Here is a 22,575-nt window from a genome sequence, read left to right on the forward strand (position 1 = left end):
GCATCTGACGTCATTGCCATTGGGCGAGAAGTCGAAGCCTTTACTGGTGCTCGCAGCCAGAGCCTTCCACTCTGACTTGCGGTACTGCATCGCACCATTAGCTACTGAGCACAACGGCGCGGCCAAACAACTTTGTGTTGTCCGTTGGGCAAATTTGCTGCCATGGGTAATTCCTCTTTGATTAACTCGCCGTAAGAACAGGTGGTGGTGTGTAAAATTGCAGGCGCTAGACTGCTACGCCTCTGCCGGGATTGCGGATGGTATGCCACCCATACAGGGGGATTGCCGACGCAGTGGGTCGCTGATAGGGTTTTGCTGCACGTAGTCGAGGATGGTCCGTACGCTGACTCTGACTTTGCGTAGTCGCCTGCGGACTTGCATTTGATCAGGGCCAATAAGCACGTAATGGTCAGAGCTGATATCCGGTCCACTTAGATCGCCAAAAAGAAACGGAATATGATGAACCAGCGTTTTCACAAACACCGGCAATAACAACATTCAAATTAGAAAAATCGTCCACAATCACAAAGTCAGTCCCACAGTCCGACAAATGATTCTTTAACGCGCTGGATGCAGCATCGGAGGATCTACCGGCCCATCTCCTTTTAATGGTTCGGTCGATGAGGTCGCGAGTATCCTCGAAACCTTTGGTCAAAAACTCCTTCTGGGCTGTCGCCCGGCGGAATGTCTGCGGTACATTCGGATCGTGAACATAAACCGCATAATTAGCCGAGTAGCCAACCCGTCCGGTTAACCCGCACCTTTGATGTCGAGCTCTCGATACTGGCTGTTGATGAGCGTGGATGTATCGATAGGTGTGTGTACAGCGCAGCCTGTGATGAGCCAATGATTAATGCGCTCTGAATAGCCCTGACAGCCTTCCTGCCCTGAATGTCGCCAATCAGTGCATTGAGGTTCTGCTGAGCCTGACGGATGCCGCGGACTTTACTCCCATATTAGCTCCCGGTCAGAATTGCATAATCATCAGTCAAACGCTCAGGGGTGTCTGCATAGCGAATTGCCTGCATCACCTCATCAGCGCCCGCTGCTATCGGGTCAGGATTGCTCCGAAGCACCAATCAAGATGTAATCACCAGTATCTGCCAGTGCGTACTCCGACCCGCATATGGTGTTCTTTACCACCTTCTCGCCGCCTATCGCCCCTAACCGCTTGCTCAGCCCACCCTGATAGTCGCGGGAAATCACCAGTGGTTCAGACCAGCCAAGAGAGTCGCCGTACTATCCAGCCCCAAAAGGCTTCCAGATGGTCGCCTGAGCCGTGTATGACCAACTGGCTAAAAGATGACATGTCATTTCCTCCAGCTGATTACAGTGGGCTTCTCAGCAGCAATGCGCGGGCAGTTAATCACCCACTCACCGCTGCTGTTCACATAGCCGGTTGTCTGCCGCCCGTTTGAAGTCTTCACCCATACACGCTCGAATGGCCTGGGCAGCTGATGATGAACTAACCCATTCCATCAACACCCTCCGACCACATCAAAGAATCCGACCGAAACACCTGACAAAGGTAATCCACTCAGGCAACCATTCGGGTCCCACGCCAGCAACTGCTTGTACAGATAGTCGGTACCGGCACTGTCGTAGGTGAATGACCGTGACGCGCCAGACGGAGCAGACGGAGAGGGAGATTTTGCGGGCACCGGACAGGGCGGCCAGTCGCGCAGCTGCATAGATGAGCATCAGCTTTTGCAGGCTTTCGGAGTAGCCCACCCCCGTCCATGCAGGCAGACGCGAGGTTAACCTGTTCGATGAGCAACTGAAGGACAGCATCAGGAACCGTGAAGCCCAATTCAGCCATCAGGGGCTTAACGTCATCCAGCGTGATTTGGGCTGCCATAGTTACTTATCCTTAGCTGTTTCGGCCTTTGTTAACTCAGCAACCTTCGCTTCGGCGGCATCAGCACGCTTGGTTTCAGATTCCAGAGCAGTTGCGTGCTCTTTTTCTTTCGTTTCAGCGGCATCTTTCCAGTGTCTTAATCTGCGCGTTCGCATCATCGAGTTTTTTCCTGCAGTGCCGACGTGTCACCTGATGACGGCGTTGCCACCTCAAAGGAGGTCGGCTTGGTGCCCTTCTTCTTGTCGGTTTCTTTCGCCTTGCCGGTATCGACCCATCGTTTTGCGGTCGCATCGTCAATTTCAACAATCTCACCAACCTCCAGCTTACGGAGGTTGGCACCCGGTATGCAGACTACCTGACGTGATTTCTACCAGTGCCATAATTGCTCCTTAGCTAGAGGCGTGGATAACAGAGTATTTGCTGTTGATGTCCTGCTTGACCATCAGGCCCATTGCACCCCATGTGCGCCAGGATGTAATCGCTGTTGTAGTGCGGACGCGGCTCTGCAACGGTGCCAACAGCCTGACCAACGATTGGTGCGATAACCTGCGCGGTCAGCGGAACGATGACAATTTCGTTACCGGTTAGCTGGCTGTCTTCTTTAATTGCGGAGATGCCGGTGAGTTTCAGCAATTCAGCCAGGATGGTGCCGCTCTGGTAGTTATCAGAGAAGAAGCGTTCAAGGTTAGAGATGATGTCCCCTGATACGTACCAGGTCTGATCTGCATACTGGTTGTTAATGCGGCGCATCTGGTCACGCAGCGCGATAGCGCCGTTGCGGATGTCAGCAGATGAAACAGAGGCAGAACTGAAATCAATATTCAGGCCGGTTGAGCCCAAATCGATCTGCATCACGCGCTCATCATCACGCAGGCCTTTCCAGGTCAGGCCGTCGAACACAGCCCAGTTACCGGCTTTGTCTTTGAAGCCGTTGAAGATGTAGTTCACATACTGACGTCGCACATCATCAACAGATCCGCGCTGCGCATCAGCCTGAGACTGCAATGCTGAAGGGCTGTTGAAAATCGGATCACGCCATTCGAACTTGAAGCCCGAATCATGGATCGGAACCATCGTGCCGTCGAAGGTGTAGGACTTGGCATCCAGTGCCGCGCCAATCTGGCCGGACATTGAAGTATGCGCCCAGCCACGACCACCGGTACGCGCATAGTCATAACGAGACTGCTCCAGGCGCACTGAGCGGGACAATGGCATCAGGTCATTCAGCAGGTGAACTCGGTGTTCGGCTCAAACTGCTGCGTAACAGTGGGTGTCGTATGCGCGGTAAAGGCGGCGGATATCATCCACAGCATTAACTGCATCCAGTGAGCCATGCTCACCAAAGCGTGTGCGGGCAAGGAAGTCAGCCATTGATTGCGCGGAAGCATCACGCTCACGCTGCAGGTTATTGAACTGCCACTGGTTGACTTCTAGGTTGCCGGTTCGCTCGCCAATAGAACGGGAAAATACAAACATTCAGGTGCTCCTTACTTGAACACAACGCGAATCAGATCACCCGCCACCGCAGTGACAGCAACATCTTCTTCGACATAAGCAAAACAGCAGCGCCATCTGCTACTGCCGTGATTTGTCCGTCAGCCACGGTAACGGGCCGCTCTTGCGTGTAAGTACCAGCAGCGGCGCGCACGTTCAGGAACATGCCAGACAAAGGATGAATGCCAACCACCAACTCGTTAGCGGCAATGTTGTCATCCACGCTCAGGCATCGCAGGTAGTCTTTGTTCGCTACATACAGGATTGATGATTCAGCACCATCAACCGATGCGGTGAATTTGTCAGTTGCGCTGAAAAAGCCGATTGTGCCGGGTGCAGTCACGGCTGCAGCGCCGCCTTCACGGTTGAGTAGTGGATTGGGATACACACCACCGGCGTGAATTACGTGTTTTCCGTCTTTAGCCATTTCTTACTCCGGCATTTCGCTGAAAGATTGGTTTGAGTTAGCCTGGCGGAAAGAACCATTCAGGCCGGTAGAGGTCTGGCACTGCGCGTAAAGGCCATCCAGTGCTGCACCTTCCAGTGCGTTAACGGCTGCTTCTTCAAGACCGAATTTCGCTTTACAGCAGCGCTTCTCGCCCTTTTCTTTGTCAGAATCTGGCATTGAACTGAGTGTTCAGCGCAGAAACCTGATCGGTGAGCAGTTTTGCCCAGGCTGGCATTTCTTCAGAGTTGGTGGCGGTTTCTTTGGCTTTCTTGTCGTCAGCCTCTTTCTTCTCGCGAGCGGCCTTCTCTTCAGGCGTTTCGTTTTTTGGTTCCCGCCTTCTCGGCAGTCATCTGGTTATACGCATCGAGCAATTCTGCTTCGGTTTTGCCTTCGGTCGGCTTACCAGCGGCTTGCAGCGCATTGATAATCATTTCTTTCATCGGATTACTTTCTCCGTTGGTTTTAATTTCGTACTCAGTAGGTTTGCGCACGACTTCTTGTGGTTCGCCGACGAATTCAGCGGTGCCGTCATCGCCGATCAGGTACTTCTGCTGGAACATCTTTTCGCCTTCGCGATAGATGAACTTTTCCGGCCATACCGTTTCCGGCCAGGCGTAGTAATCGCTTCCCTTGCCGTCGCGCAGCTTTGTGCAAATGGCTCGCTGAATGTCGTCAAAGGAGAAATTGGAGGCGTTGGTGAAGAAGAACTTCGTTTTGTTGATCAGACCTTCCTGCGTGCAGTTGGATGCTGAGGTCAGGTCTACTGTTTCGGTTTCGACTTCTTCAGTGGAGTTATCTGCGTTCACGAAGATGCCGACGCCATCGTCAGGAGTGGCCGCGCCAGGCTCATCAAGCAGAATCGCCACATGGTCAAAGCGCATGTTGCGCGCCACCCATGAATAGTTCTTCCCTTTTGACTTACCCTTGTTCTGCTCGCGGCTTAACAACAGCCCGGTAGAAACGTGGATTGATCGGTTTCGGCGTTGCCCTGCATTTCTTCGATGCGCTCAAGAACACGCTTGCCGTTATCGGTGGCCGATGCGTAACGCTTGTTGATCTTCATGTCCATGACGACGCGATCGCCGTCTTTGCGGACATTTTCCGCCCATGCGCCGATGTGAAACTTATTTACCGCGCGAGGGTTGTTGGCGCTGACGAACTCGCCGCCGATTTTCGGATGACCGAACGGCATTTGATTGCCTTCGAGCGTCTGAAATGCTTTGTTAATTTCTGCCGCCGGATACAGGCCGCCATTCATAACAACGTCATCCACGACCGGCACGACGCCGCGGATAACGATATGCTCGTCACCGTCAATGGTTTCGGTTGAGATGTTGGCAGCGTTGATGGCGAGGCTTTTTACATGAATACTCGAAAGTTTCACGGCTGTTCCTCATTGCTTAGTTTCGTGCACAAAAAAGGCCGCTATGTGCGACCTCTCTTCTGTTCGATGCCTGACCATTGCTGGCGCTCTTTGGTTAGCTTATCTACCAACCCCGGATTAATTACCTTTCCATCCTCATCCAGAATCACTGGGATGTTTGCGCAATAGCAGTGATAGCGGTTACCGTTGACTGCATAGAACGCCTCCACCTCTTCTGTGGTGTAAGTCTTTCCATGCCTCGCTGCATGCCACGATCTCGTCGTTGGCTTGAGAGCAGACAGCCACAGAACGGCAGTGTTAAGCCCCAGCCTTTCTCTTGACCAGTCCACTTCCTGCAATTGGGCCTTTCGCAGTGCGCCAACCTGCTCGGTCTGCGCCATGTTCTTGGCCCGCGCCATCGAAACATCAAGGCGCTGACTGACGATACGCGCGGTTTCTCGCGGATTAATTCCCGGCCTATCGCATCGGAAATCACATTAGCCAGGTCACCACGTGCCCGGTCGGACTCAGAAGCCAGTCGCTGTAGGTAGAAACGTAAGCTGCTGCGATTTGATTCTGGTACGCCGGACTGCCAAGCAACTGCGCCAGCGTGGTCTGCTGCTCATAGATGGGCGACTGCACCGACAGGTTTGTGAATGCCTGCTGTGTGCCTCGCTCATACTCATCAGAAACATAGCTCAGCGCCCACAGGTTATTGCTTCCACCTTCCAGCAGGTAATCATCAAGGATGATTTGTACGCGCTGTAGCAGGTCAGCAAGCTGTGATGCCGTCATGTCATAGATATAAGTTCCGGCATTCACCTGATAAATCACATTGCCGTGGACGGCATGCGTTTTCTGGTTACTAACCTTTTCCTGCCCGGTTAGGCGCGCATCGAATAGCTGCTTTAAAGCCACCTTAATCTGGTAGTAGCGGTTTTCTATGTCGCGGAACATCCGGTTAACAGGTCGGGATGATTGCGTTGGGTCAGCTTTATTGCGCGGTATTACCGGAGTCCGGATTAGCTTCTGGGTCGTCACTTAATGGGTCTCCGGGTGGCACTTCTGGCGGCTCAGCTTCTGGAATTGGCTCCAGCTCACCTGCTGCACGGATTTCATTTTCTGTAACCGCCGGGGTGCCAAAGGCTGACTGCGTGTCCTTCGCAACAGTTGCCAGTGCCTGCATGTTAGCGATCTTCTCTTTCTCGCTTGGTGCGAGTAAATCGGCCCAAGCGAGAGACACCTCGCCAGATGCTGGCTCGTCAATAACGCCAAGCGTCCAGAATCGTTCCAGAAGCGATTTAATCACCGAAGTCATGAATCCCCAGCGACGCCCGTTACAACGCTTCGCCCAGTCTGTTTTGTCCTCATCAGAAGCGAGGCGACCGGTTTGCTGGCCGAACAGAATGGTGAACGGACACTGAATCGAGGCTGCGAACTCATTAGCAGTCACTTCCACGTTGGCTGCGGGTCGGCAGCGGCAACTGAAAGCACTGACGGCGAACCAGCCTGCATAACCAGTGCTGCATCCGTTCCACGGTTCATTCGGGCAATCTTATCGTTCAGCGCGTCACCGAGGTCTTTAAATCCGGCTGCGACGGCCTGTGCCTTAAGTGTTGCCATATCGGTATCTTTGTCGAAGGCAATGCCTAACTGGCGGCTCGCATTCTTCAGGAAGCCCTCTGCGCTACCACCTGACACTTTCTCAAGGTCGAGAAGCTTATTGTAACCGGCGCGCAGATAAGGCACGCCAGCCAGCATGTTTTCGTCTTCCGAGCCTTCACACAGGATGATTACGCGATCAGGATGCACCGTAACACCACGAACCGGCCCGTATGTGCCATCATCCCCAACAGGCTGCTCGTTGAAGTTGTAGGACACTGGCTGTCCGTAGGTTTCGGATAGTGTGTCGGTATCAAAGTTGCCAGGCTTAACCTGGGATTCCCATGCGGGGATAAGCTTCACGATTGCCTTATCCGCGAGACCGCTTACTACTGTGCGATCAACCGGCTGGCTCCAGTCTCTGCTATCCCTGAACTGAATCAGGATTGCGGAATAGCGCCCAATCAGGTTGCGGCGGTCGGCGTCTTTGATTTTGGGCCAGTGACGCTTCAGCAATTTGGTGACGCGTTTTTCCCATTCGGTTGTTTCGGTTGCCTCCCTGTCTTCATCACCATCAATGATGACGGGATTATCAACCCAGCAGGAATCAAGCAGCTTATGCACGGCGGCATAGCCAACTGCGTTGCGCTCATAGGCACGGTAATAGCGATCAAACTCAAGGTCGTTTGGATAACCAAACTCATCCCAAAGCTTCGTTCGCTTGGTATTGCCCGGCTGACCAGCGTACAGCATGCGCTGCCGCCCTATTGCATCAGCAAGGGCATTAACGAGGAATGATACCTCGTTGCTTTGTTCACTCACTGATGAGCTCCTTAGAAGAAGATTGCGCCAGGTGTCTGACTGCTTAATTCGGTCATCGCCCAGACAAGCGCATCAAGACGGTCAGGCGATTTCTTTGCAGTGGTTGGAACGTATTCCATCTGCTGATTTTCCAGTTGATAGAGATTGCCGCGATGCGCGACACGGCCCTGAGCGTAGAGGGCCGATATTGGTTCGGCGCGGGCAAACTTACCCTTGCTGGCATGTACGCGAATGATGCGGTCACGGAAGCCTGCATTGCGCAGCGTTTCTTCGGCCATGTCGCCGCCCTGGTTGGTTTCAATCACTATGGCATCGGCATCATGCTGCTGGTAAGCGTCCATGGCGCGTGTTGCCCAGCCATTGGGAGAGTATTTTCCACTGTAATCACCATCAGCTGAGTATTGCTTGCGTTCACCCATACCATACGCACTTGCGGCCACAATGCCTGTTTCATCGCTTTCTGCACTGTTAGTTGCCTGCGGGTCGATTGCGATAACCGTTCTCGAAAGCGTCTCGCTGATATTGAGTGATCGTGCAGCGGCAATCATATCCTCAGTCCAAAGCGCACCCTCAGCGTTAAACCTGCGAGGGTTTTGCATGTACTGCGCTTCAGCAGTGCGGCGATGAGAGAACAGTGATACCCGGTGCGATTCGTTGTGCTTGAAAGGCCACAACCAGCCATCAGGCAGGCCGTGATCAATCGGCATAGCGTGGGTGTTGTCCGGGTACTGCTCAGAGTAACCTTGGCTGTTATCAATCAGGACAGGAAGATTCAGATGGTGCCACTTCTCACCACTGCCACCCCGCAGCAAATAGCCGCTCAGGTCGTGGTAGTGGATACGCTGCATAATCACTATCATCGGCGTTGTTTCAATCGCCAGTCGTGATTTGATAGTTTCGTTAAAGCGGTTGTTCACACCGTCACGAACGGTTTCGCTGTAGGCGTCGTCCGGCTTGACCGGATCATCAATAATCAGCGCGCCCTGCCAGCCTGACTCCATATGCCCGGCACGAAATCCCGTAACCTGACCAGCAGCGGATGATGCGTACACACCGCCGCCAAACTCATTCCACCACATAGCCTTGCTATCAGCATCATCGCGTAGCTCCATCGGCCACATGCTTTGGTAAGCCTTCGACTTAATCATGCCGCGTGCGGTAGATGAGTTGAGCAGCGCCAGGTTGTGCGAGTACGACAGATGCATGAAGCGGGAGCGGTTATTTAGTGCCAGCCCCTGCCCATCATGTTGATGGTAGCCAGCTCGGTTTTGTGTAGCCAGGCGGAACGTTGATTATCAGACGGTTTATTTCGCCGTCGATTACGCGATCAAGCGTTTGCTGAATAACTTTGTGGTGTGGCGCGACAATCATCTTGCCGCCGGTGCGCTGCTTGAAGAAGTAACGAGCGTAATACAGCCCATCCTCTTCACACTCTAATCGACGCGCATAGTTCTTCTGCTCAGCAGTCGTCATCCTCCAGCATCTCCCGTCGCGCAGCTTTGTATTCGTCTTTGGTCAGCGTTGCCACTTCAATTGGGCCGCCGTTCTTGCCAGTGTGCTCGTGTGCAGCCTGCTCTTTGAACGCCATGACGCTGATGTGCTTACCAAGCAGCTCAAGGTTTTTTACCTTATCCGGCCACTTAATCTTCTTGAGTATGCCAGCCAGTTCTTTTCCGCCATCTTCGCCGGTGTATTCGAACATCTCTGCTAGATCGAACCCGGAAATGTATCGCCGCCACGATGCAGGCCAATCAGTAACAGGCTTAAGTGATAAGTCGTCTCGAACGATATCAAGCACATCCATTTGGTCTATCTCAACCAATCGGCGCAGTACGTAGCTCGCATCAATGTTAACTTGCTCATTGCGTTGTGATTTTAAATCGGCAATTCTGTTTTGAATGTCAGGTTTTGACAGGTTTTCGGATGCGGTGCGATTAGCTGTCTTTTCGCTGTACCCCGCCCGAATAGCCGCTTGCGTGGCGTTCAAATCGATGAGGTACTCGCGACAGAACATTTCTTGTTTGTCGGTGAGTGCCATTTAAATTCTCTTCAGAAAAAGAAGTCATATTGGTTATGAGTAATAGCTACGACTGGGAACGGCGTCTGGATAAAGATGATTCGCTTTATTTTTACCCTTTGACAATTGAGGTTAAAGGTAACTTTAAAATTAGGTGCGACTTAAGCGGATCATATGAACTGACAATTTCAGACGTCATTTACCAAGGCAAACAAATGGTCATGCTTGAACACATTTTGGCAGATGATGACGACCCTGTATCTGTTGCTTTCATTGAAACGGATAGCAGCATTGAATCTATGATTCATTTCATTAAAAGTACTGACGCGGTATTTCATGAGCCATTGCACATAACGATCCATGAATGGGCCTTGCAGTGTTTTTACCGCTCCTAATCGTTGCCCACCGATTGATGAGCTTTGTAATGGCAATAAAAAACCGCCCGGAGGCGGCATGTTGCATTTTGGGCTTTTTACGCTTGGTAGTCGTCAAGAATGTAATCATCAGAATTGGCTCTATGCGAACCATAAGAATAGGCGTAAGGCTTGCCAAGTTCTTCAGTTTTTTTCTAGCTTCTTCTTCTGTTTTGAAAATTGTCTCAAAAGCAGTTCTGTCATTATCAAAAACGATCCAACCCTTCACCCAGCCATTATTACTCGGATCTTTTTGAAACCTGTATAGTCAAACATTTTTTTCTCCTCTTTTGGAATTTTCAGATTAACCACTGCCGCATAAAAGGTCACTTATAAAAGCGCCGGGGTCTTTTCAGAATTTCCCCTTTAGCTTCGCAACGCTTCACAGCGTGGCTAACCGTTATCCCTTGCTCTCAATCAAAATACTAAGCTGTGCATTCTGGTAACTTTCAATAGGTACCGAATGATGTTTGCATCCCTCTGAAGATTCCGGATTTCCATCTTCAGAGGGTGTTTTTGATTTCATCATCAGGCGCACTCGTAAATGCGCCTTGTGATGATTATTTGGTCACGCTGTTGTCGATAGTTTTGATAGCTGTGCCATCTTGCTGCTTGATGATGTTCAGTTGACGCTGTCAGCTTTACGTGTGGCAAGCACGTTGATGTCCTTCTCGTCGTCACAATTGAAATCGCCCTGCAGGGATAATGCTACAGCATCAAGGCTACCGTCCGTGGAGAACGGGATGTAGGTAACCTTGTTGTCCTTATCGATGATTTTCACGCCGATAGCGCCCGTTCCTACATTTTGATAAAGGTCATAGACCTTCCCATTGCGGGAATCGGTATCGATGTATTTATAGCTGGCCTGGGAAGGCAAAGCCGCAGTAGAAATGACCGCATCAATGTCAGAACCATAGGTTCCTGCTAAGGCACTGCCTTGATTTCCAGTATCGACAATGCGTACATAGCGGTAAGACTGACCTACCGGAACCTGCCCATCCAGATTGAAGCCAACCCATGAACCTGCTCCATCCTGAATAGCCGAACCGGAAACTGCCAGTTTCGTCCAGGAAGTCTGGTCATTTGAAATATAGACGTCGAAGGTCTCATATGTGCGGGACTCAAACACATAAAGCTCTTTGGCTGAAGTGCCGTCAGCCTGAAGGGCAACGCCCATTTCAACAATCACATTCCCGCCCTTACCTAAAGACAGGAACTTGAAGGGAGCATTAGAGCCTGTGTTGGGATCATCTGGCGCGCCCAGAATGTTCTCAGTCACAACACCGATACCAGATGCGCCTTCACCAGGGTTGTATTGCACAACACTGTTAGCGTATCCGGTGGTAATTTCCGGAATGGGTTTATAGGTCGTATAAGTCTCCGCCATGGCAGAAACAGAAAACGCACAGGCCAACATTAAGATTAACTTTTTCATTTATCATCCTTAAGAGTATGGAGGGTAAACATCGCTTCCTTATGAGAAGCAATCCGTGTGGCCGTTGTGATTTAAAAAGCCCGCTGAGGGCCTAAATAGCCTCGCAATATGCAAGGCTGAAGGTAATTGAGTTCAGAGTGAAGAGAGAGCCGTTGTGAAAGAGGCTCTCGGTTACATCACTCAGATGTGAGTGAAGTTGGTTACGCCGCAGCATAAAGCAGCTTCATCTGCCCTTTAACCGGAAATGCGGACATGCAACAGGCCTCGAAATCCTTCGTGTCGATGCTGCAGTTAGCGATATTCGTTACTGCTATCAACTGCAGCTCAACCTTAGTCATCGCATCAGGTTTAAGGTGCTGGTGAATTTTCTCACCGCTTTCGCCTGCAGCCTCTTTTGCTGACTGATAAACAAAGTCCGGCAATGCCACTCCATATACCCACCGGGCGGTTATTTGCCCGAACAGCGCAGGACATCCACCAACGTGACCGAAGTATGGGAGACCGGACATCTTCGCCAGTGACTGATAGAAAGGCTCTTTGAATCGTTTCTCCCATGACGTGGGCTGCTGATAAACCATCAGGCCAACAATCTGTTCTTCTGTAAGCTGGAAGTTTTTGCTCAGAAGTAAATTCTTGATGTGACGATCACATGCACGCGCAAATTTCGGGGAAAGCCAGCGGGCAAATTCAATGATCAGCTCAGGATGAATCCAGGTACCACCTTTTCGACCAGAACGGACATCTACTAAAAGGTGAGAAATCTCACCTTTATCATTAGTCGCTGATATCTCAAGCTCTTCGCCAATTTCTCTTGCGTAATCTTTCGTTGAATCCAGCCTGAGCCAGTCCAGGGCACGCTTATTATGATGTTTTGCTGCATCGGTAGCATTAAGCCAGCCATTAGCTGTAAACGGGAACTGGTGATCGTCAAAACTCATCGGAATGATATTGCTCATCATGTATTCCTTTTGGAAGCAAGCCTCGTTGCCCAGAAACGACGCCCACAGAGAAGGTCACCACCTATAACGGCGTTTCTCCGAGGCTTGTTTCCAGAAGGCTCTGTGTTATTTGAATGCGCCGGGCATGGCGCGCTTTACTGCGGACATAAAAAGCCCCGCGAATGCGAGGCGTATTAAACGGACTTTGTAATTTGCAAAGTGCCGTCAAGTAATATTTTTTATTTCAGGCATTGCTCAATGATGTACTGCTGCAAACCGGCTATTTGCTTTCCGGCTGTTTCGATTCGCTCTGAGAGGGTGAAATAATCCCGTTGAGCGGCGTCAGTAAGTCGGGCGCTGGCTGCATCATCCATGCCGGAGGGGCCGGTGGGTTGCTTCGTGCAGGTTGCGTTGAGCTGCAACCGACGCTTGCCAGTAGCAACATCATCATGCAGCTGGTCGATAGTGGCTTTAGCATCAGCTAGCTCCTGTGTATATTTGGCATCGAGCGCGGCAACGCTTTGCTGGCGGCGCTGCATATCATTGATTGTTTCCTGTCGCGTTTCCGCCAGGCTGGATGCTGATTCGTATTTGCTGTGGTAGTAGTTAGCTACCGAAGCAAACGCCGCAATGCCGAGGCAAAGCAGGAACCACAGCAGAACACGCCAGTTATTTGCCAGCCAGATCATCAACACTCTCCGCCAGGCACATGGTGCGTTCCATATCTCGACGGTTCATCAGTCCGCGCCATTTCTGGCCGCCTGCGTAAATCCAGCGACGCAACTCTTCACAGGCACCATCCACATCACCAGCGTTAAGCTTTTTCAGGAGCGTTGATTTTGAGAACGCAGACGTGCCAACGTTATATGTGAAGCTGTAGAGTGCCGCCCGCTGATATTCGCCCAGAGGAACTTTTACCATTCCATCTACCGCTTTTTTCACGGGCTGCAGGTCGTTCCACATCAGGCGATCACATTCGCGGTCGGTATATGTCTTGCCCTTCACAATATCGGTGCCAGTATGCCCATCACAGACAGTCCAGACTCCTGCCACATCTTTGTAAGGCTCGTATATCCTTCCCTCTACCCCATCCTTTCCACCAAGGAATATCGTAGCGATAAGCATGGCTCCGCCGCCTGCCGCAGCAATCAGTTTGTTGCGCAGTGAGTTTGACATTGCCATGGTTATTCCTCGGTGAGGTCGGGCGTGGTAGGCCAGCGTTGTAGAGCCTTAATCTGTGCCAGAGTAGCTTTTCGTTTGTAATACCAGTTGATGCCGAGCGTGAATAGCGCGACCAGAATACCGGCCAGCACGCCTACAGCACTCCATTCATCGGGACTTAGCCTGGTCAACAGACCATTAGCAATTGTCCCGGCAGATGCGCCGTATGCCGCGCCTGATGCCAGTTTGCTCATATCGATACTCATACACACCTCCGTGATTACGGTCGGTGCTGTCTGTAGCCAGAAGAAAAGAGCGATCCTCCCCTACACAGCCAGGGATAAACGATTTGGATTCGGGAGGTCGCTAAACAGAAAAGGCCCACCGAAGTGAGCCTTTGAAATTGAGTGCTGAATTTTATCAGGCGGCGACTATTTCAAGCCGCTTACCCAGCGCAGAAAGCGCCTTTTGAATCGTGTCGATTTTAGTTGAGTGGTGCAGATCGAGAATGCGTGTTACTTCCTGTGGTCGCGTTTCAATCATTCGCGCCAGTTCGGCGTTAGTAACTCCTGCCTGAACTACAGCATTAAGCAAAAGTAACTTAGCGGCCACACTGGCAGGCACTTCAATAAATGCCTCACCCTCCGATGATGGCGGCGGCACTTCCCGGCGATCTTCAAAGTAGAAATCAAACGCCGTTACCAGAGCATCCTGCGCCAGTGCTAACGCTTCCTCTCTGGTATCGCCACCGGTCATCGCTTCAGGGATGTCAGGAAAAAAATACTGCACACCCCGTTTCATCACAGTCGAACGTTACTGGATATCGCATAAATGATTAAGTGAACCTCTGCGAGTAACAGCCCCGAAGGGCTGGTTTTCATTTCAATCCGAGTTGCTTGAGAATCGCTTTTCTCAGCGGCTCCGGTATTTCTTTCCCCGGATGCCTCGGCATTATTGTTTGCCTGCCGTTGAGGAAGATTTTCAGATGGTTTGTTCCATCTTTAAACTCCGCTCCCTGACCAGCAAGCCAACGTCTGAACTCGCTTTGCTTCACTTCTCCTCCTGTCTGTTTAAGTTGAAATAAATATAAACATTTTTGTTTATATCGTCAACAGGAAGATGAACATTTTTGTTTATACAATCCAGTTCTGTAGCTGACCTTTGAATTTGTTATCGCTGGCAATCGCAAAATTGCCTTAATTTGAGAATTCTTGAGGTGAAGCCATTAAAAAAGCCTCGCCAGCTGGTAAGGCTACGAGGCCATTTGGCATCCACATTTATGCAACTGAGTTTTTAGCGCGTTAAACAACAGCGCGCAACTTCAACTGTTGGGAATCATATCCCTGACTTCCGGAAAAGTAAATAGCCCACGATAAATTAATGAGCTATTTCCTATTGTGCTATGCAGTGACTTTATTTAGGGCGGCGTTTGCCCACGACTCCTCAATCTCCAGCTTGCCGATCAGTTGTTCGTAGAATGCCTTTCCGCTCTTTTCCCATGTAGCCAGGCTAATCACGTCTGTCATGCTGGTAATGGCACGGTAGGCTTCGGTGGATGGGATGCGCTCAAATCCTCTACCTCCACACTGCTTGCAATCACCCATGACAGGCACTCCCTGATTCTGCGTTTCTTTGCGCAAGACAGCCCTGCCTCGGCCGTTACAGTCACGACAGGCCGTCGAGACAACGCATTTTCCTTTGCATTCCGGGCACAGGACTCTGACAACCTCCTTCACCTCCCGCTGCCTCTCCATAGTTTTCGTTGGCGTTGCATCTCGCGCCCATTCTGGAAGGCGAACCATTGTTGACTTAGTGGTGAATACGTCAGCGTCAATAAACCCAGTGGCATGGCAGCAATCACATGGCTTCTTGCTGGCAGCACTCCGGCAGTAATCCATGTAGGCATAAGTTGCGAGCGTTTGCATAACCGCTGGCTTAATATCTGTATCGAGTTTGCGTAAGGCTGCAACCTTATCGCAGGTTTGTAATGCATATTCAGTTAAGAGCGAGACGGCGCGGGCGGCGTCGTTCTCACTTATCCCAATCTTTCCCATGAAAGCGCAATAGCCCATGACGGCGCGAGACATGGTCATTCCCATTGCTGCGATATAGTCAGTGCCTGTAAGTGCATCTGGAGAAGTCTGCGGGGCCATGCCGCTAAAATTCTGTGTCTTCGCGTAATGATATTTTGCTGTTGCTTCTAAACTCATTTCTTCCTCCGCTTCGGATTTGCATCCCATGACTGAACGTGCGTGGGCTGGATAACAAGGTGGAATGGTTTGAAGCGATCGATTAATTTGGTTAGCCAGGTCATTTAATTTCTCTGCTAATTTTTCTAGCAAGCCTTCTCGCCTTTAATGCTTTTCGAAGGCACCAGTTGGAATAAATCCAGAAAACCCTCGTTGCCATGCACATCCATACGAAACCGAACAGAACCGAGGCAAAAAGGCCTATCGCCGCTAGCAAATGAATAGTGAAATCTACTGTCATGCAGCCTCCTGACGTTGTTTGTTTAGCTCTCTGGTTTTCTGCCGGTAATGTGCTGCCAGCTCCTGCAACTCTTCCCGCGTCCACTTTTTCAGCTCATGTGGACCCATCAGGCGATCGAAAGCTTCCTGACCAATCTTCTCGATGAGTCGGGGTTTGTATTCGCCGATGTTTCCCGAGAGATACGAATTGCAATGCTCACACTGGAGGTGGCAGTTGGATTCGTCGTAACGGGTTTCTTTGCTTGCTCCAACCGTCCGGTAGTGCCCCGCATTCATCTTGGCGCCAGTATTGCGTCCACAGCTGATGCAGCTGTTACCCATATCACGGGTGCGGATGAACTCATTGAAGGCTGACTGGGCTTGTTTATGGAAGTAACTGAGAGGTTGTACTGCTAACTTGCGGATTTTGGTGCTTCGTCTTTCCTGCTGTGCTTCGTTCTTTCTTCGTCGCTCTGCTTCCTGTATCGCTTTCTGTCGGTCTTTCTCTCTTTTGGCTAGTGCAATTACATTTCCGCATTCTGGTGAGCACCACGTTTGATTCTGAAAGGCTGGATTGAACCATTCGCGGCAGTCCGGGTTTTTGCACCGTCGCCTTACCTTGCGCATCACTTCCTCCTTCGCATAATTCCTGCAATGACAATGCTGATTACAAAGACTGCTATCCAGTCGGCGTCATTCATCGTCATCACTCCACATGTTTGCGTGCGGGTCTGTCATTTCGTAATACGCCGCGCACTCGTCGCAAAGATCGCATGAGCAATTCTCTTGTCGCTCCAGCACCACACCACAGGTAGCGCACGGCAAAGCAGAATGCACGCCAGCGCCAGTGGGCTGATTTAATGAGCTGGTTTCTTTCGGCTTCTTCATAGCGGTAATCAACCTCGCAGGATTCGCAGTTAGCGCCGTAGTGATACTTGTCTTCGCTTGTCAGGATAGTGTGGCAGCGGCAGCAGCGTTCACGCATTGGGTTGCTCCTTTTCGTGCTCGCGAATCCTATGAATAGCCAGGCGTAAATCTTCCTTTTCCTGCTCTGTCCACTCATCCCGCAACTGCCGAGAAACGCGAACTAACTTCTCTGATTCATCACGGTCCATCAGCATTAGTTGCTTGCCACTTTCAAGCCAGACATCCACTTGTGCTACCCGCTCTCCGTAAAGCTTTTGCGCAGCGTAGGCAGACAGGTGCAACAACGCATTCCAGATTATTTTCATCGGGCCGTCCTCAGTCGATTCCATTTAGCCTGCAATAAGCTGCCTACATAATCGAATGTAGACACCTGACTTGCTGCGGGGATTGGCTTGCGTTTCTTGCGGGGTGATTTGACGTTGTAGATGGCGTGATTCTCGTATGCCTGCCAGAGTGATTTTCGCCTGGCGTAATTAGTGGACTCTCGCATGATTTCTCCACCTCATCGCGCCGGTTGCTGCCCGGACTACTTCCAAAAACTCAGGTGATTTCTTCAGTCCCATCTCGCGGGCCTTGTTCGTTACCTGTTGCCGTGGCTTGTCGAACATGATTGCCAGCAGCTCTGTTGATGCGTTTGCGTAATCGCGAGCCAGAATGTCGAGATGCTCGCGGCTCCATGTATTTCTCATGCTGCTCTCCCAAATCTTCCTGCCCACTCAGCAGCCAGTGCCGATTCATCGCTGAATCTGACGTTATGCTCTGCACCGAAGGCATGGATTAATGTGATTAAATCTCTCATCTCACTGACGCGCATTTTGCTGGTTGACTGCCCCAGCACCACAAAGCCACCGTCGATTCCCGGCACCGTCTCTTGCCCTTTGAGGCTGGCGCTGAAGATGTGTTTCCAGCTCTCGGAGTCGAGTTTCTTCCCGTACCAGACCACCTGACTTGATACGTCATGCAGGCAAGCCCAAAGCATGCGGTTCTGCGCAAGGCTGCGGGTGTCTTCCTGGATGGTTACTTGTAGAGGCTTTTCTGGATTGGCGGGTAGTTTCTGGATGGCTTCAATGCAGTTTCGTCGGATGTCGCTGCTTCTCAGTAGATAACGTTTCGTCTCCACTGTTACCTCCCTTCTTTCGTCTCCACATAGTCATGAATGTTGTCAGCGGCAGCACTCAATAACAGGTCAATGCTCTGCGTACTGTGTCCGCCTTCACGTAGCATCTTGAGGGCTGTCAGTATTGCTGAGTGTGAGTCTTTGAGGGGCTGATGCTTAGGCTTGAACTGAACGACGTTGCTCATGATTCACCTTTAACTTTTAAGCCTGCGTAATGCACAGACTGCCGACACATCTCAAGCATTTCTGCTTTATCTTCAGCATCTGCATATTCAGGAAGTTCGATTTCGATGGACTCGCGTGATGCTTTCCATGCTCGCCAACCAACTTGTTCAATCCTTCTGCGTTCAAGTGCTGGCAGATGAAGGATTTCTAAATGTTCGCGAATATTTTCGTTAAGCCACGCTTCAAACTTTCGCCTTTCCAGCTCATCGTTGTTTGTCATCAGTTGGTCGCCTTATATGCGTCGATTGCTTCGAATATCCACGGGAAGGTAGCCATAACCAGCGTTAACCTGGCTATGTATTTCCAGCCCAGCATCTTGAATCCGTTCTGCCAGACTACAAATGACATAATGGCGAACATTGCCGGGACGCCCAAAACAAAGGCTATTGAGCCTTTTAATGCAGTATGCCAATCCATATCACTGCTCTCCGTTCTGATTGGTGGGCTGCTCCTGCTCCAGCAGCCCACGAAGACGCCACGCTTCTTGCCACGCATCCCATTCATCATTCACACACTCAACAGCATAATTACCTTCGATTTCTTCATCTTTTTTCATCCACTCTTCACCATATCGGTGAGTAGCAAATTCGACGAAAAGCTCATGACACTTATCAGCGGTTAGCTTGTTCATTGACGACTCCTTGTTTGCGCTTTTGCTATGAGGCGAAGCATATCGCGATAGATAAATGGATAGGTTTTGCAGCTACCGAAGTTTGTTTTCAAAAGGTTAATTATTAGGAGTTCTGGCTTACTTCCTGCCACCCAGCGCCTGAACTGCCATCGACGCCAAAGAATCCATTTGACAACTGGCATCTCAAAACCCCCTCCGCTTAGTTCCTTTGCCCGACTGCTGGCGTGAGTCGTCCATCATGGCAATAGCCTCGGCTGCAAGCGCCTGAATGTGGCGCATTGTTTCCGCTGACGCTTCTCGCTTCTTGGCGATGTCGATGATTGCCAGCACAAGATTTCGCGTTTGCTGGCTTCCTGATGGCTTGATGATTAGCTGTGTTACCTGAGTCATGCTGCGCTCTCCCTGCCCTCAAGCCAGAAGAAGAATGCCCGGTCTACAACGGCATCCTGATAGCCTAGGTGTGTGCGAACCAGGCTGAATTTATTGCCATGAATACTGCGGTAAAGACGCTCGAATCGACTGCGAATACTTTCACTCATGATTAATTCCTCAACCCATGCTTGCGGCGGATTTCGGCGATACGGTCTAGGCCTTTGTCGTTACTAAGCGGGATGTGAAGGTGCGGTATCTGCTTGCGCGGTGGCGGAATGATTTCGCCAGACTCAATGCGGCGCGACATCTTCCGCTGCTCATCAGCCAGGCGCTTGCGGCACTCAGCATCTGACAGGTTGAAAGACCGCATCTGGTTGTAGACCGCCGTAACCATGTGGAAACAGGCCGGGCTTTCCCATGGGTATTCTTCGCTGCTGTCGTAAATTCCCCGGTCTCGGCAGTACAGGCGGAACATTTCGTAAAGCTGCTCATCGCTTGGCAGGCCAGCCGAGCGATGCTCACCCTCTTTGCACCATTCGATGAACTGCCCCGGTGATGGAAGGAATGGTGACCCACTTGCACGAGCCAACTTCATGCCTGCCGACAGTTGCTGCTTATTGTGGATGCCGTTCTCAGCGAATGCTGCAATCCACTGACGCTTTGCGGCTGCTTCGTCGTTTGGATTGCGCCATGCAGTACTCACCGATGCAGGGAACACCTGCTTGAGGTTTGAGAACAGCGCGTCAACCAGTCGTTCAACGTCTTCATGCACGCCGCGATCAACCGGCTGAGGGCCATCACCTGCTATGCGAGCCAGTGCACCGGCATCACGATTCTGAATTGCTGCTACAAGATTTCTCATAAGAATTCGTTCTCCCATGCCTTGCGGTCATTCCAGTGCATAGCTGGCTGCTGCGCCTGAGCTGGTAATTGCTTGCGACCAGGTTGATTCATCTGAGCCTTGAGGGTGTCCCACTTCTCGCGAAGCTTTGCAGGGCTCATGATATTGGTTTGCCAGAAGTGATCGGCGTTGGCCCACTTGAATAATTCGCAGATGTCGTGATGGGTTACTTCCAGTGCATTGCGCATCAGGCGAATATCGTTTGACCAGGAGGGCCAGTTAGGTTGCTGTGCAGTTGGTGCGACGATTTGTATTTTGCTGAATATCCATTCGGCTGCCTTCAGATCATCAGCCGTTCCCCACTTATCGCCCTTGGGTGACTGAATTGCTGCATCAGAACGAATTAAAGGAAGCTTCTTAAGAGGCGAGTCTGAGGATTCGTTAGAATTCTCAGACGTAGTGTTTTTATTACTGTTCTTGTTCTTGTATTGGGTGTCTACCGTTTCCGGGAAGCTTTTACCCGCTTTCGGGAAGGATTTTCCCGTTTTCGGGAATTCTCTTCCCGATTCCGGTTTATTCAAAATCCAGGCTGAAATCTCAGTATTTACACCTACTAATTTCATCATTCCCTGCTTCTGACTGAAGATGATTTTTCTCTCTGCCAGTGATTTGATAGCGTCCGATACGTGCGTGTCACTCAAGCCTGTAAGCTCAGCAATCACTGTATTCGTCACCCTGTCCTGTTTTTTATTCCATCCGTAGGTGAGCCATATCACCGCTTCAAAACATTGCCACTCGCGGCCTGATAATCTCAGGCGCGGTTTGAGCTTCTGAATCTCATTGGCGACCTTGGTGTACCCATTGGACAGGTCGGCCATGTGACCTCCTGACTTGTCTGGTAGAACGGTTTTATTTACAAAATCTATTCTTTGAATGTTATTCATTTAGAAGCCCACCGGTTCTAGTGGGCCATAGATGCCCGTAGCTTTATCTCTGTCGTGGCATTCCTCTAGGTATGCCAGGAAGTTTTGATGAGCTTCTGTCATGACTCCGCACAACTGACCATCCTCGATTAACAGGGATATTCCATCATTGTTAATTTCATCCAGTCTCATGCAGCCAAGCTCAAAAATAATCCTGGCAACGTTTGCCTTGCATCCTATGGAAGGAATATTGAACTCTTCAAACCATTGATGCAGTTCGACTTTTATTGGCTTATCAACGCATATCGCAACGTATTCATTTGCCAGCTCTTCCAGTGAAGATCGCGACTCACATAAGCAATAGGCGCGACACACCTCATTAGCCGTAGCAACTGAGCACTGAAAGAACTCCCGCCCGTTATTAACGCGGTATTTTGCTAAATCGGTATGGATTCGAGCTTCATCGCCACGCGGGTCATCGGAAAAATAAGATGCCTCAACATTAAATTTCGCCGGGACGCCAGTACCGGAGGACAACTCCTTGGCTCTGACTTCTGGCGATATGGTTGTCATCCCAACCTTCAGTAGGCCCGGCATGTAAGGGTTCGACAATATGTAAACCCATCCTTTTGAATTAATTGACTTTGGTACTGGCCCTCCCACCTCAATTGGAATTGAGTGCTTAGTCTCAAGTCGGAGGATTTCATCTCTTATGAAGCTATAAGGTGAATCGTTTACAAGGTGTAATGTTCCTGGCATAATCACTCCTAAGAATTTGCTTAGAATTCTAAAGTTATTTGAGAAGTCTCAACTGTTAGCGCAGTTGGGACTTTTTTATATCCAATCGCTTTGTACAAATCCTGCAACGCCCTTCCTAATGGACTCACTTCAGCAGCCATCCCTGCGATACAGATAACCTTTGCGATAAAGCGCCAGTCAGTACGACTGATTTTGCTTTCGTGAACATCAGCCAGCTCTGCGAACTTTCTGTTGCTCATCTGAGCGAGAAGCATCAGCAATTCACTCTCGGTTCGGTTCAGTTCTCTTTCCGTTGGTTTGCTGTAGTTTGCATCGAACATTTTTTAAAATTCCTTTTGTTGGTTAAGTGCTTAGACGTGACAAAGCCGCAGCTATTGCCACGAACGTTTTGTTGTTTCGTTTGAATTTCACTTTTCAGTGACGTAGGACTTCATGTCCGTTTTTGAAGAGCGGTAAGCCTTAAGCGGCTTGGTTTGGCTTGCTTCCGTACATTAACCATGTAGGTTCGCACTGAAGCGCGGTTGCCAGTTCAAACAGATAGCGGGTTCGCTTGGTAGTGCCAGCTTCAATCGACTGAATGGATTGCTGTTTCATGCCAACCATTTCAGCTAATTGCGTCTGGGTCATATTCAACTCCAGGCGCTTCTGTTTGAGGCGTTCAGAAAACGTGTTCATTCATTCACCTCCACAGTTTTATCTGTATTCTCTAACAGTTACTTCTGTTTGTCAAATACAGGTTTGCCTGTGAGCATTAAGGACAA

29 protein-coding genes and 10 pseudogenes are annotated in these 22,575 nt (G+C 50.5%); 2 read left to right on the top strand and 37 right to left on the bottom strand.

The window, feature by feature from the left end; genetic code table 11:
* Positions 1-181, top strand: a 181-nt coding sequence (locus O3W44_RS00005) for a hypothetical protein (protein ID WP_269291451.1), incomplete at its 5' end; no start/stop codon positions are given.
* A 53-nt stretch (positions 182-234) separates the two neighbouring features.
* On the opposite strand, the gene O3W44_RS00010 is transcribed toward O3W44_RS00005, so the two are convergent.
* The 13 genes and pseudogenes from O3W44_RS00010 to O3W44_RS00065 form a co-directional block, all read right to left on the bottom strand.
* On the bottom strand, positions 235-477 hold the full coding sequence (locus O3W44_RS00010; RefSeq protein WP_269291452.1) for a hypothetical protein: 243 nt from the start codon (positions 475-477) through the stop codon (positions 235-237).
* A gap of 124 nt (positions 478-601) precedes the next feature.
* A pseudogene (locus O3W44_RS00015) lies at positions 602-935 on the bottom strand (HK97 gp10 family phage protein); the annotation flags it as partial.
* Positions 936-956: 21 nt separating this feature from the next.
* Positions 957-1,314, bottom strand: a pseudogene (locus O3W44_RS00020) (hypothetical protein).
* Positions 1,315-1,478: 164 nt separating this feature from the next.
* Positions 1,479-1,691: a DUF7370 family protein gene (locus tag O3W44_RS00025; RefSeq protein WP_269291453.1), complete on the bottom strand. Its 213-nt coding sequence runs from the start codon at positions 1,689-1,691 to the stop codon at positions 1,479-1,481.
* A 95-nt stretch (positions 1,692-1,786) separates the two neighbouring features.
* Positions 1,787-1,858 (bottom strand): annotated as a pseudogene (locus O3W44_RS24815) (DUF7370 family protein); the annotation flags it as partial.
* Positions 1,859-1,860: 2 nt separating this feature from the next.
* Positions 1,861-2,016 carry a hypothetical protein gene (locus O3W44_RS00030; protein ID WP_269291455.1) on the bottom strand — a complete coding sequence of 52 codons (156 nt, stop codon included), beginning with the start codon at positions 2,014-2,016 and terminating at the stop codon, positions 1,861-1,863.
* A gap of 231 nt (positions 2,017-2,247) precedes the next feature.
* Positions 2,248-3,334: pseudogene (locus O3W44_RS00035) on the bottom strand (major capsid protein).
* 11 nt (positions 3,335-3,345) lie between these two features.
* Positions 3,346-3,779: pseudogene (locus tag O3W44_RS00040) on the bottom strand (hypothetical protein).
* A 3-nt stretch (positions 3,780-3,782) separates the two neighbouring features.
* A pseudogene (locus tag O3W44_RS00045) lies at positions 3,783-5,184 on the bottom strand (DUF2213 domain-containing protein).
* 41 nt (positions 5,185-5,225) lie between these two features.
* Positions 5,226-6,120 (bottom strand): annotated as a pseudogene (locus O3W44_RS00050) (phage minor head protein).
* 37 nt (positions 6,121-6,157) lie between these two features.
* Positions 6,158-7,587: pseudogene (locus tag O3W44_RS00055) on the bottom strand (DUF1073 domain-containing protein).
* 11 nt (positions 7,588-7,598) lie between these two features.
* Positions 7,599-9,060 (bottom strand): annotated as a pseudogene (locus tag O3W44_RS00060) (phage terminase large subunit family protein).
* A complete protein-coding gene (locus tag O3W44_RS00065; protein ID WP_269291456.1) occupies positions 9,047-9,625 on the bottom strand; it encodes a terminase small subunit in 579 nt (192 codons plus the stop codon). Before O3W44_RS00065 ends, O3W44_RS00060 begins: the two are co-directional and overlap by 14 nt.
* A gap of 35 nt (positions 9,626-9,660) precedes the next feature.
* Here O3W44_RS00065 and O3W44_RS00070 point away from each other — a divergent pair, with 35 nt between their 5' ends.
* Positions 9,661-9,999: a hypothetical protein gene (locus O3W44_RS00070; protein WP_269291458.1), complete on the top strand. Its 339-nt coding sequence runs from the start codon at positions 9,661-9,663 to the stop codon at positions 9,997-9,999.
* A gap of 640 nt (positions 10,000-10,639) precedes the next feature.
* On the opposite strand, the gene O3W44_RS00075 is transcribed toward O3W44_RS00070, so the two are convergent.
* From O3W44_RS00075 to O3W44_RS00190, 24 genes and pseudogenes are all read right to left on the bottom strand, one after another.
* Positions 10,640-11,452: a cell envelope biogenesis protein OmpA gene (locus O3W44_RS00075; RefSeq protein ID WP_269291461.1), complete on the bottom strand. Its 813-nt coding sequence runs from the start codon at positions 11,450-11,452 to the stop codon at positions 10,640-10,642.
* Between the two features lie 200 nt (positions 11,453-11,652).
* A complete protein-coding gene (locus O3W44_RS00080) occupies positions 11,653-12,408 on the bottom strand; it encodes a KilA-N domain-containing protein (RefSeq protein ID WP_331283427.1) in 756 nt (251 codons plus the stop codon).
* Positions 12,409-12,629: 221 nt separating this feature from the next.
* Entirely contained in the window at positions 12,630-13,079 is a 450-nt protein-coding gene (locus tag O3W44_RS00085) for a lysis protein (protein WP_269291464.1), read from the bottom strand.
* Positions 13,060-13,572, bottom strand: a complete 513-nt coding sequence (locus tag O3W44_RS00090) for a lysozyme (protein WP_269291465.1) — start codon at positions 13,570-13,572, stop codon at positions 13,060-13,062. The genes O3W44_RS00085 and O3W44_RS00090 overlap by 20 nt, the downstream gene beginning before the upstream one ends.
* Before the next feature lie 2 nt (positions 13,573-13,574).
* Positions 13,575-13,817, bottom strand: a complete 243-nt coding sequence (locus tag O3W44_RS00095; RefSeq protein ID WP_269291467.1) for a phage holin — start codon at positions 13,815-13,817, stop codon at positions 13,575-13,577.
* A 154-nt stretch (positions 13,818-13,971) separates the two neighbouring features.
* Positions 13,972-14,380 (bottom strand): annotated as a pseudogene (locus O3W44_RS00100) (type II toxin-antitoxin system HicB family antitoxin).
* Positions 14,381-14,428: 48 nt separating this feature from the next.
* Complete coding sequence (locus tag O3W44_RS00105; RefSeq protein WP_269291469.1) at positions 14,429-14,605, bottom strand: type II toxin-antitoxin system HicA family toxin; 177 nt, start codon at positions 14,603-14,605, stop codon at positions 14,429-14,431.
* Positions 14,606-14,951: 346 nt separating this feature from the next.
* Positions 14,952-15,761, bottom strand: a complete 810-nt coding sequence (locus tag O3W44_RS00110) for an antitermination protein Q (protein WP_269291718.1) — start codon at positions 15,759-15,761, stop codon at positions 14,952-14,954.
* A 276-nt stretch (positions 15,762-16,037) separates the two neighbouring features.
* Positions 16,038-16,646, bottom strand: a complete 609-nt coding sequence (locus O3W44_RS00115) for a recombination protein NinG (RefSeq protein ID WP_442954572.1) — start codon at positions 16,644-16,646, stop codon at positions 16,038-16,040.
* 79 nt (positions 16,647-16,725) lie between these two features.
* A complete protein-coding gene (locus O3W44_RS00120; protein ID WP_269291472.1) occupies positions 16,726-17,004 on the bottom strand; it encodes a hypothetical protein in 279 nt (92 codons plus the stop codon).
* Positions 16,997-17,251: a hypothetical protein gene (locus O3W44_RS00125; protein ID WP_269291473.1), complete on the bottom strand. Its 255-nt coding sequence runs from the start codon at positions 17,249-17,251 to the stop codon at positions 16,997-16,999. The genes O3W44_RS00120 and O3W44_RS00125 overlap by 8 nt, the downstream gene beginning before the upstream one ends.
* Positions 17,248-17,436: a NinE family protein gene (locus tag O3W44_RS00130; RefSeq protein ID WP_269291474.1), complete on the bottom strand. Its 189-nt coding sequence runs from the start codon at positions 17,434-17,436 to the stop codon at positions 17,248-17,250. The genes O3W44_RS00125 and O3W44_RS00130 overlap by 4 nt, the downstream gene beginning before the upstream one ends.
* Positions 17,420-17,635, bottom strand: a complete 216-nt coding sequence (locus O3W44_RS00135; RefSeq protein WP_269291475.1) for a hypothetical protein — start codon at positions 17,633-17,635, stop codon at positions 17,420-17,422. Before O3W44_RS00135 ends, O3W44_RS00130 begins: the two co-directional genes overlap by 17 nt.
* Positions 17,632-18,066 carry a recombination protein NinB gene (locus O3W44_RS00140; RefSeq protein ID WP_269291476.1) on the bottom strand — a complete coding sequence of 145 codons (435 nt, stop codon included), beginning with the start codon at positions 18,064-18,066 and terminating at the stop codon, positions 17,632-17,634. The genes O3W44_RS00135 and O3W44_RS00140 overlap by 4 nt, the downstream gene beginning before the upstream one ends.
* Before the next feature lie 178 nt (positions 18,067-18,244).
* Positions 18,245-18,508, bottom strand: a complete 264-nt coding sequence (locus O3W44_RS00145; RefSeq protein ID WP_269291477.1) for a hypothetical protein — start codon at positions 18,506-18,508, stop codon at positions 18,245-18,247.
* Complete coding sequence (locus O3W44_RS00150; RefSeq protein WP_269291478.1) at positions 18,508-18,705, bottom strand: hypothetical protein; 198 nt, start codon at positions 18,703-18,705, stop codon at positions 18,508-18,510. The genes O3W44_RS00145 and O3W44_RS00150 overlap by 1 nt, the downstream gene beginning before the upstream one ends.
* 1 nt (position 18,706) lies before the next feature.
* Entirely contained in the window at positions 18,707-18,919 is a 213-nt protein-coding gene (locus O3W44_RS00155; protein WP_269291479.1) for a hypothetical protein, read from the bottom strand.
* Positions 18,920-19,102: 183 nt separating this feature from the next.
* The gene (locus O3W44_RS00160) at positions 19,103-19,309 is read right to left on the bottom strand and encodes a hypothetical protein (RefSeq protein ID WP_269291481.1); all 207 of its coding nucleotides are present in this window, start codon (positions 19,307-19,309) and stop codon (positions 19,103-19,105) included.
* Positions 19,306-19,458, bottom strand: a complete 153-nt coding sequence (locus tag O3W44_RS00165; RefSeq protein ID WP_269291482.1) for a hypothetical protein — start codon at positions 19,456-19,458, stop codon at positions 19,306-19,308. The genes O3W44_RS00160 and O3W44_RS00165 overlap by 4 nt, the downstream gene beginning before the upstream one ends.
* A 2-nt stretch (positions 19,459-19,460) precedes the next feature.
* Entirely contained in the window at positions 19,461-20,153 is a 693-nt protein-coding gene (locus tag O3W44_RS00170) for a replication protein P (protein ID WP_269291483.1), read from the bottom strand.
* Positions 20,150-21,076: a replication protein gene (locus O3W44_RS00175; RefSeq protein ID WP_442954573.1), complete on the bottom strand. Its 927-nt coding sequence runs from the start codon at positions 21,074-21,076 to the stop codon at positions 20,150-20,152. Before O3W44_RS00175 ends, O3W44_RS00170 begins: the two co-directional genes overlap by 4 nt.
* Positions 21,077-21,814, bottom strand: coding sequence for a GIY-YIG nuclease family protein (locus O3W44_RS00180; RefSeq protein WP_269291485.1), 738 nt, complete (start codon positions 21,812-21,814; stop codon positions 21,077-21,079). It abuts the gene before it with no gap.
* Between the two features lie 20 nt (positions 21,815-21,834).
* The gene (locus tag O3W44_RS00185; RefSeq protein WP_269291487.1) at positions 21,835-22,134 is read right to left on the bottom strand and encodes a CII family transcriptional regulator; all 300 of its coding nucleotides are present in this window, start codon (positions 22,132-22,134) and stop codon (positions 21,835-21,837) included.
* A 139-nt stretch (positions 22,135-22,273) separates the two neighbouring features.
* Positions 22,274-22,489 (bottom strand): helix-turn-helix domain-containing protein, encoded by a 216-nt coding sequence (locus tag O3W44_RS00190; protein WP_269291490.1) that lies wholly within the window; start codon positions 22,487-22,489, stop codon positions 22,274-22,276.
* Positions 22,490-22,575: the final 86 nt, after the last annotated feature.

Source organism: Pantoea sp. LMR881, assembly GCF_027157825.1.
GTDB classification, from domain to species: Bacteria; Pseudomonadota; Gammaproteobacteria; order Enterobacterales; family Enterobacteriaceae; genus Pantoea; species Pantoea haifensis.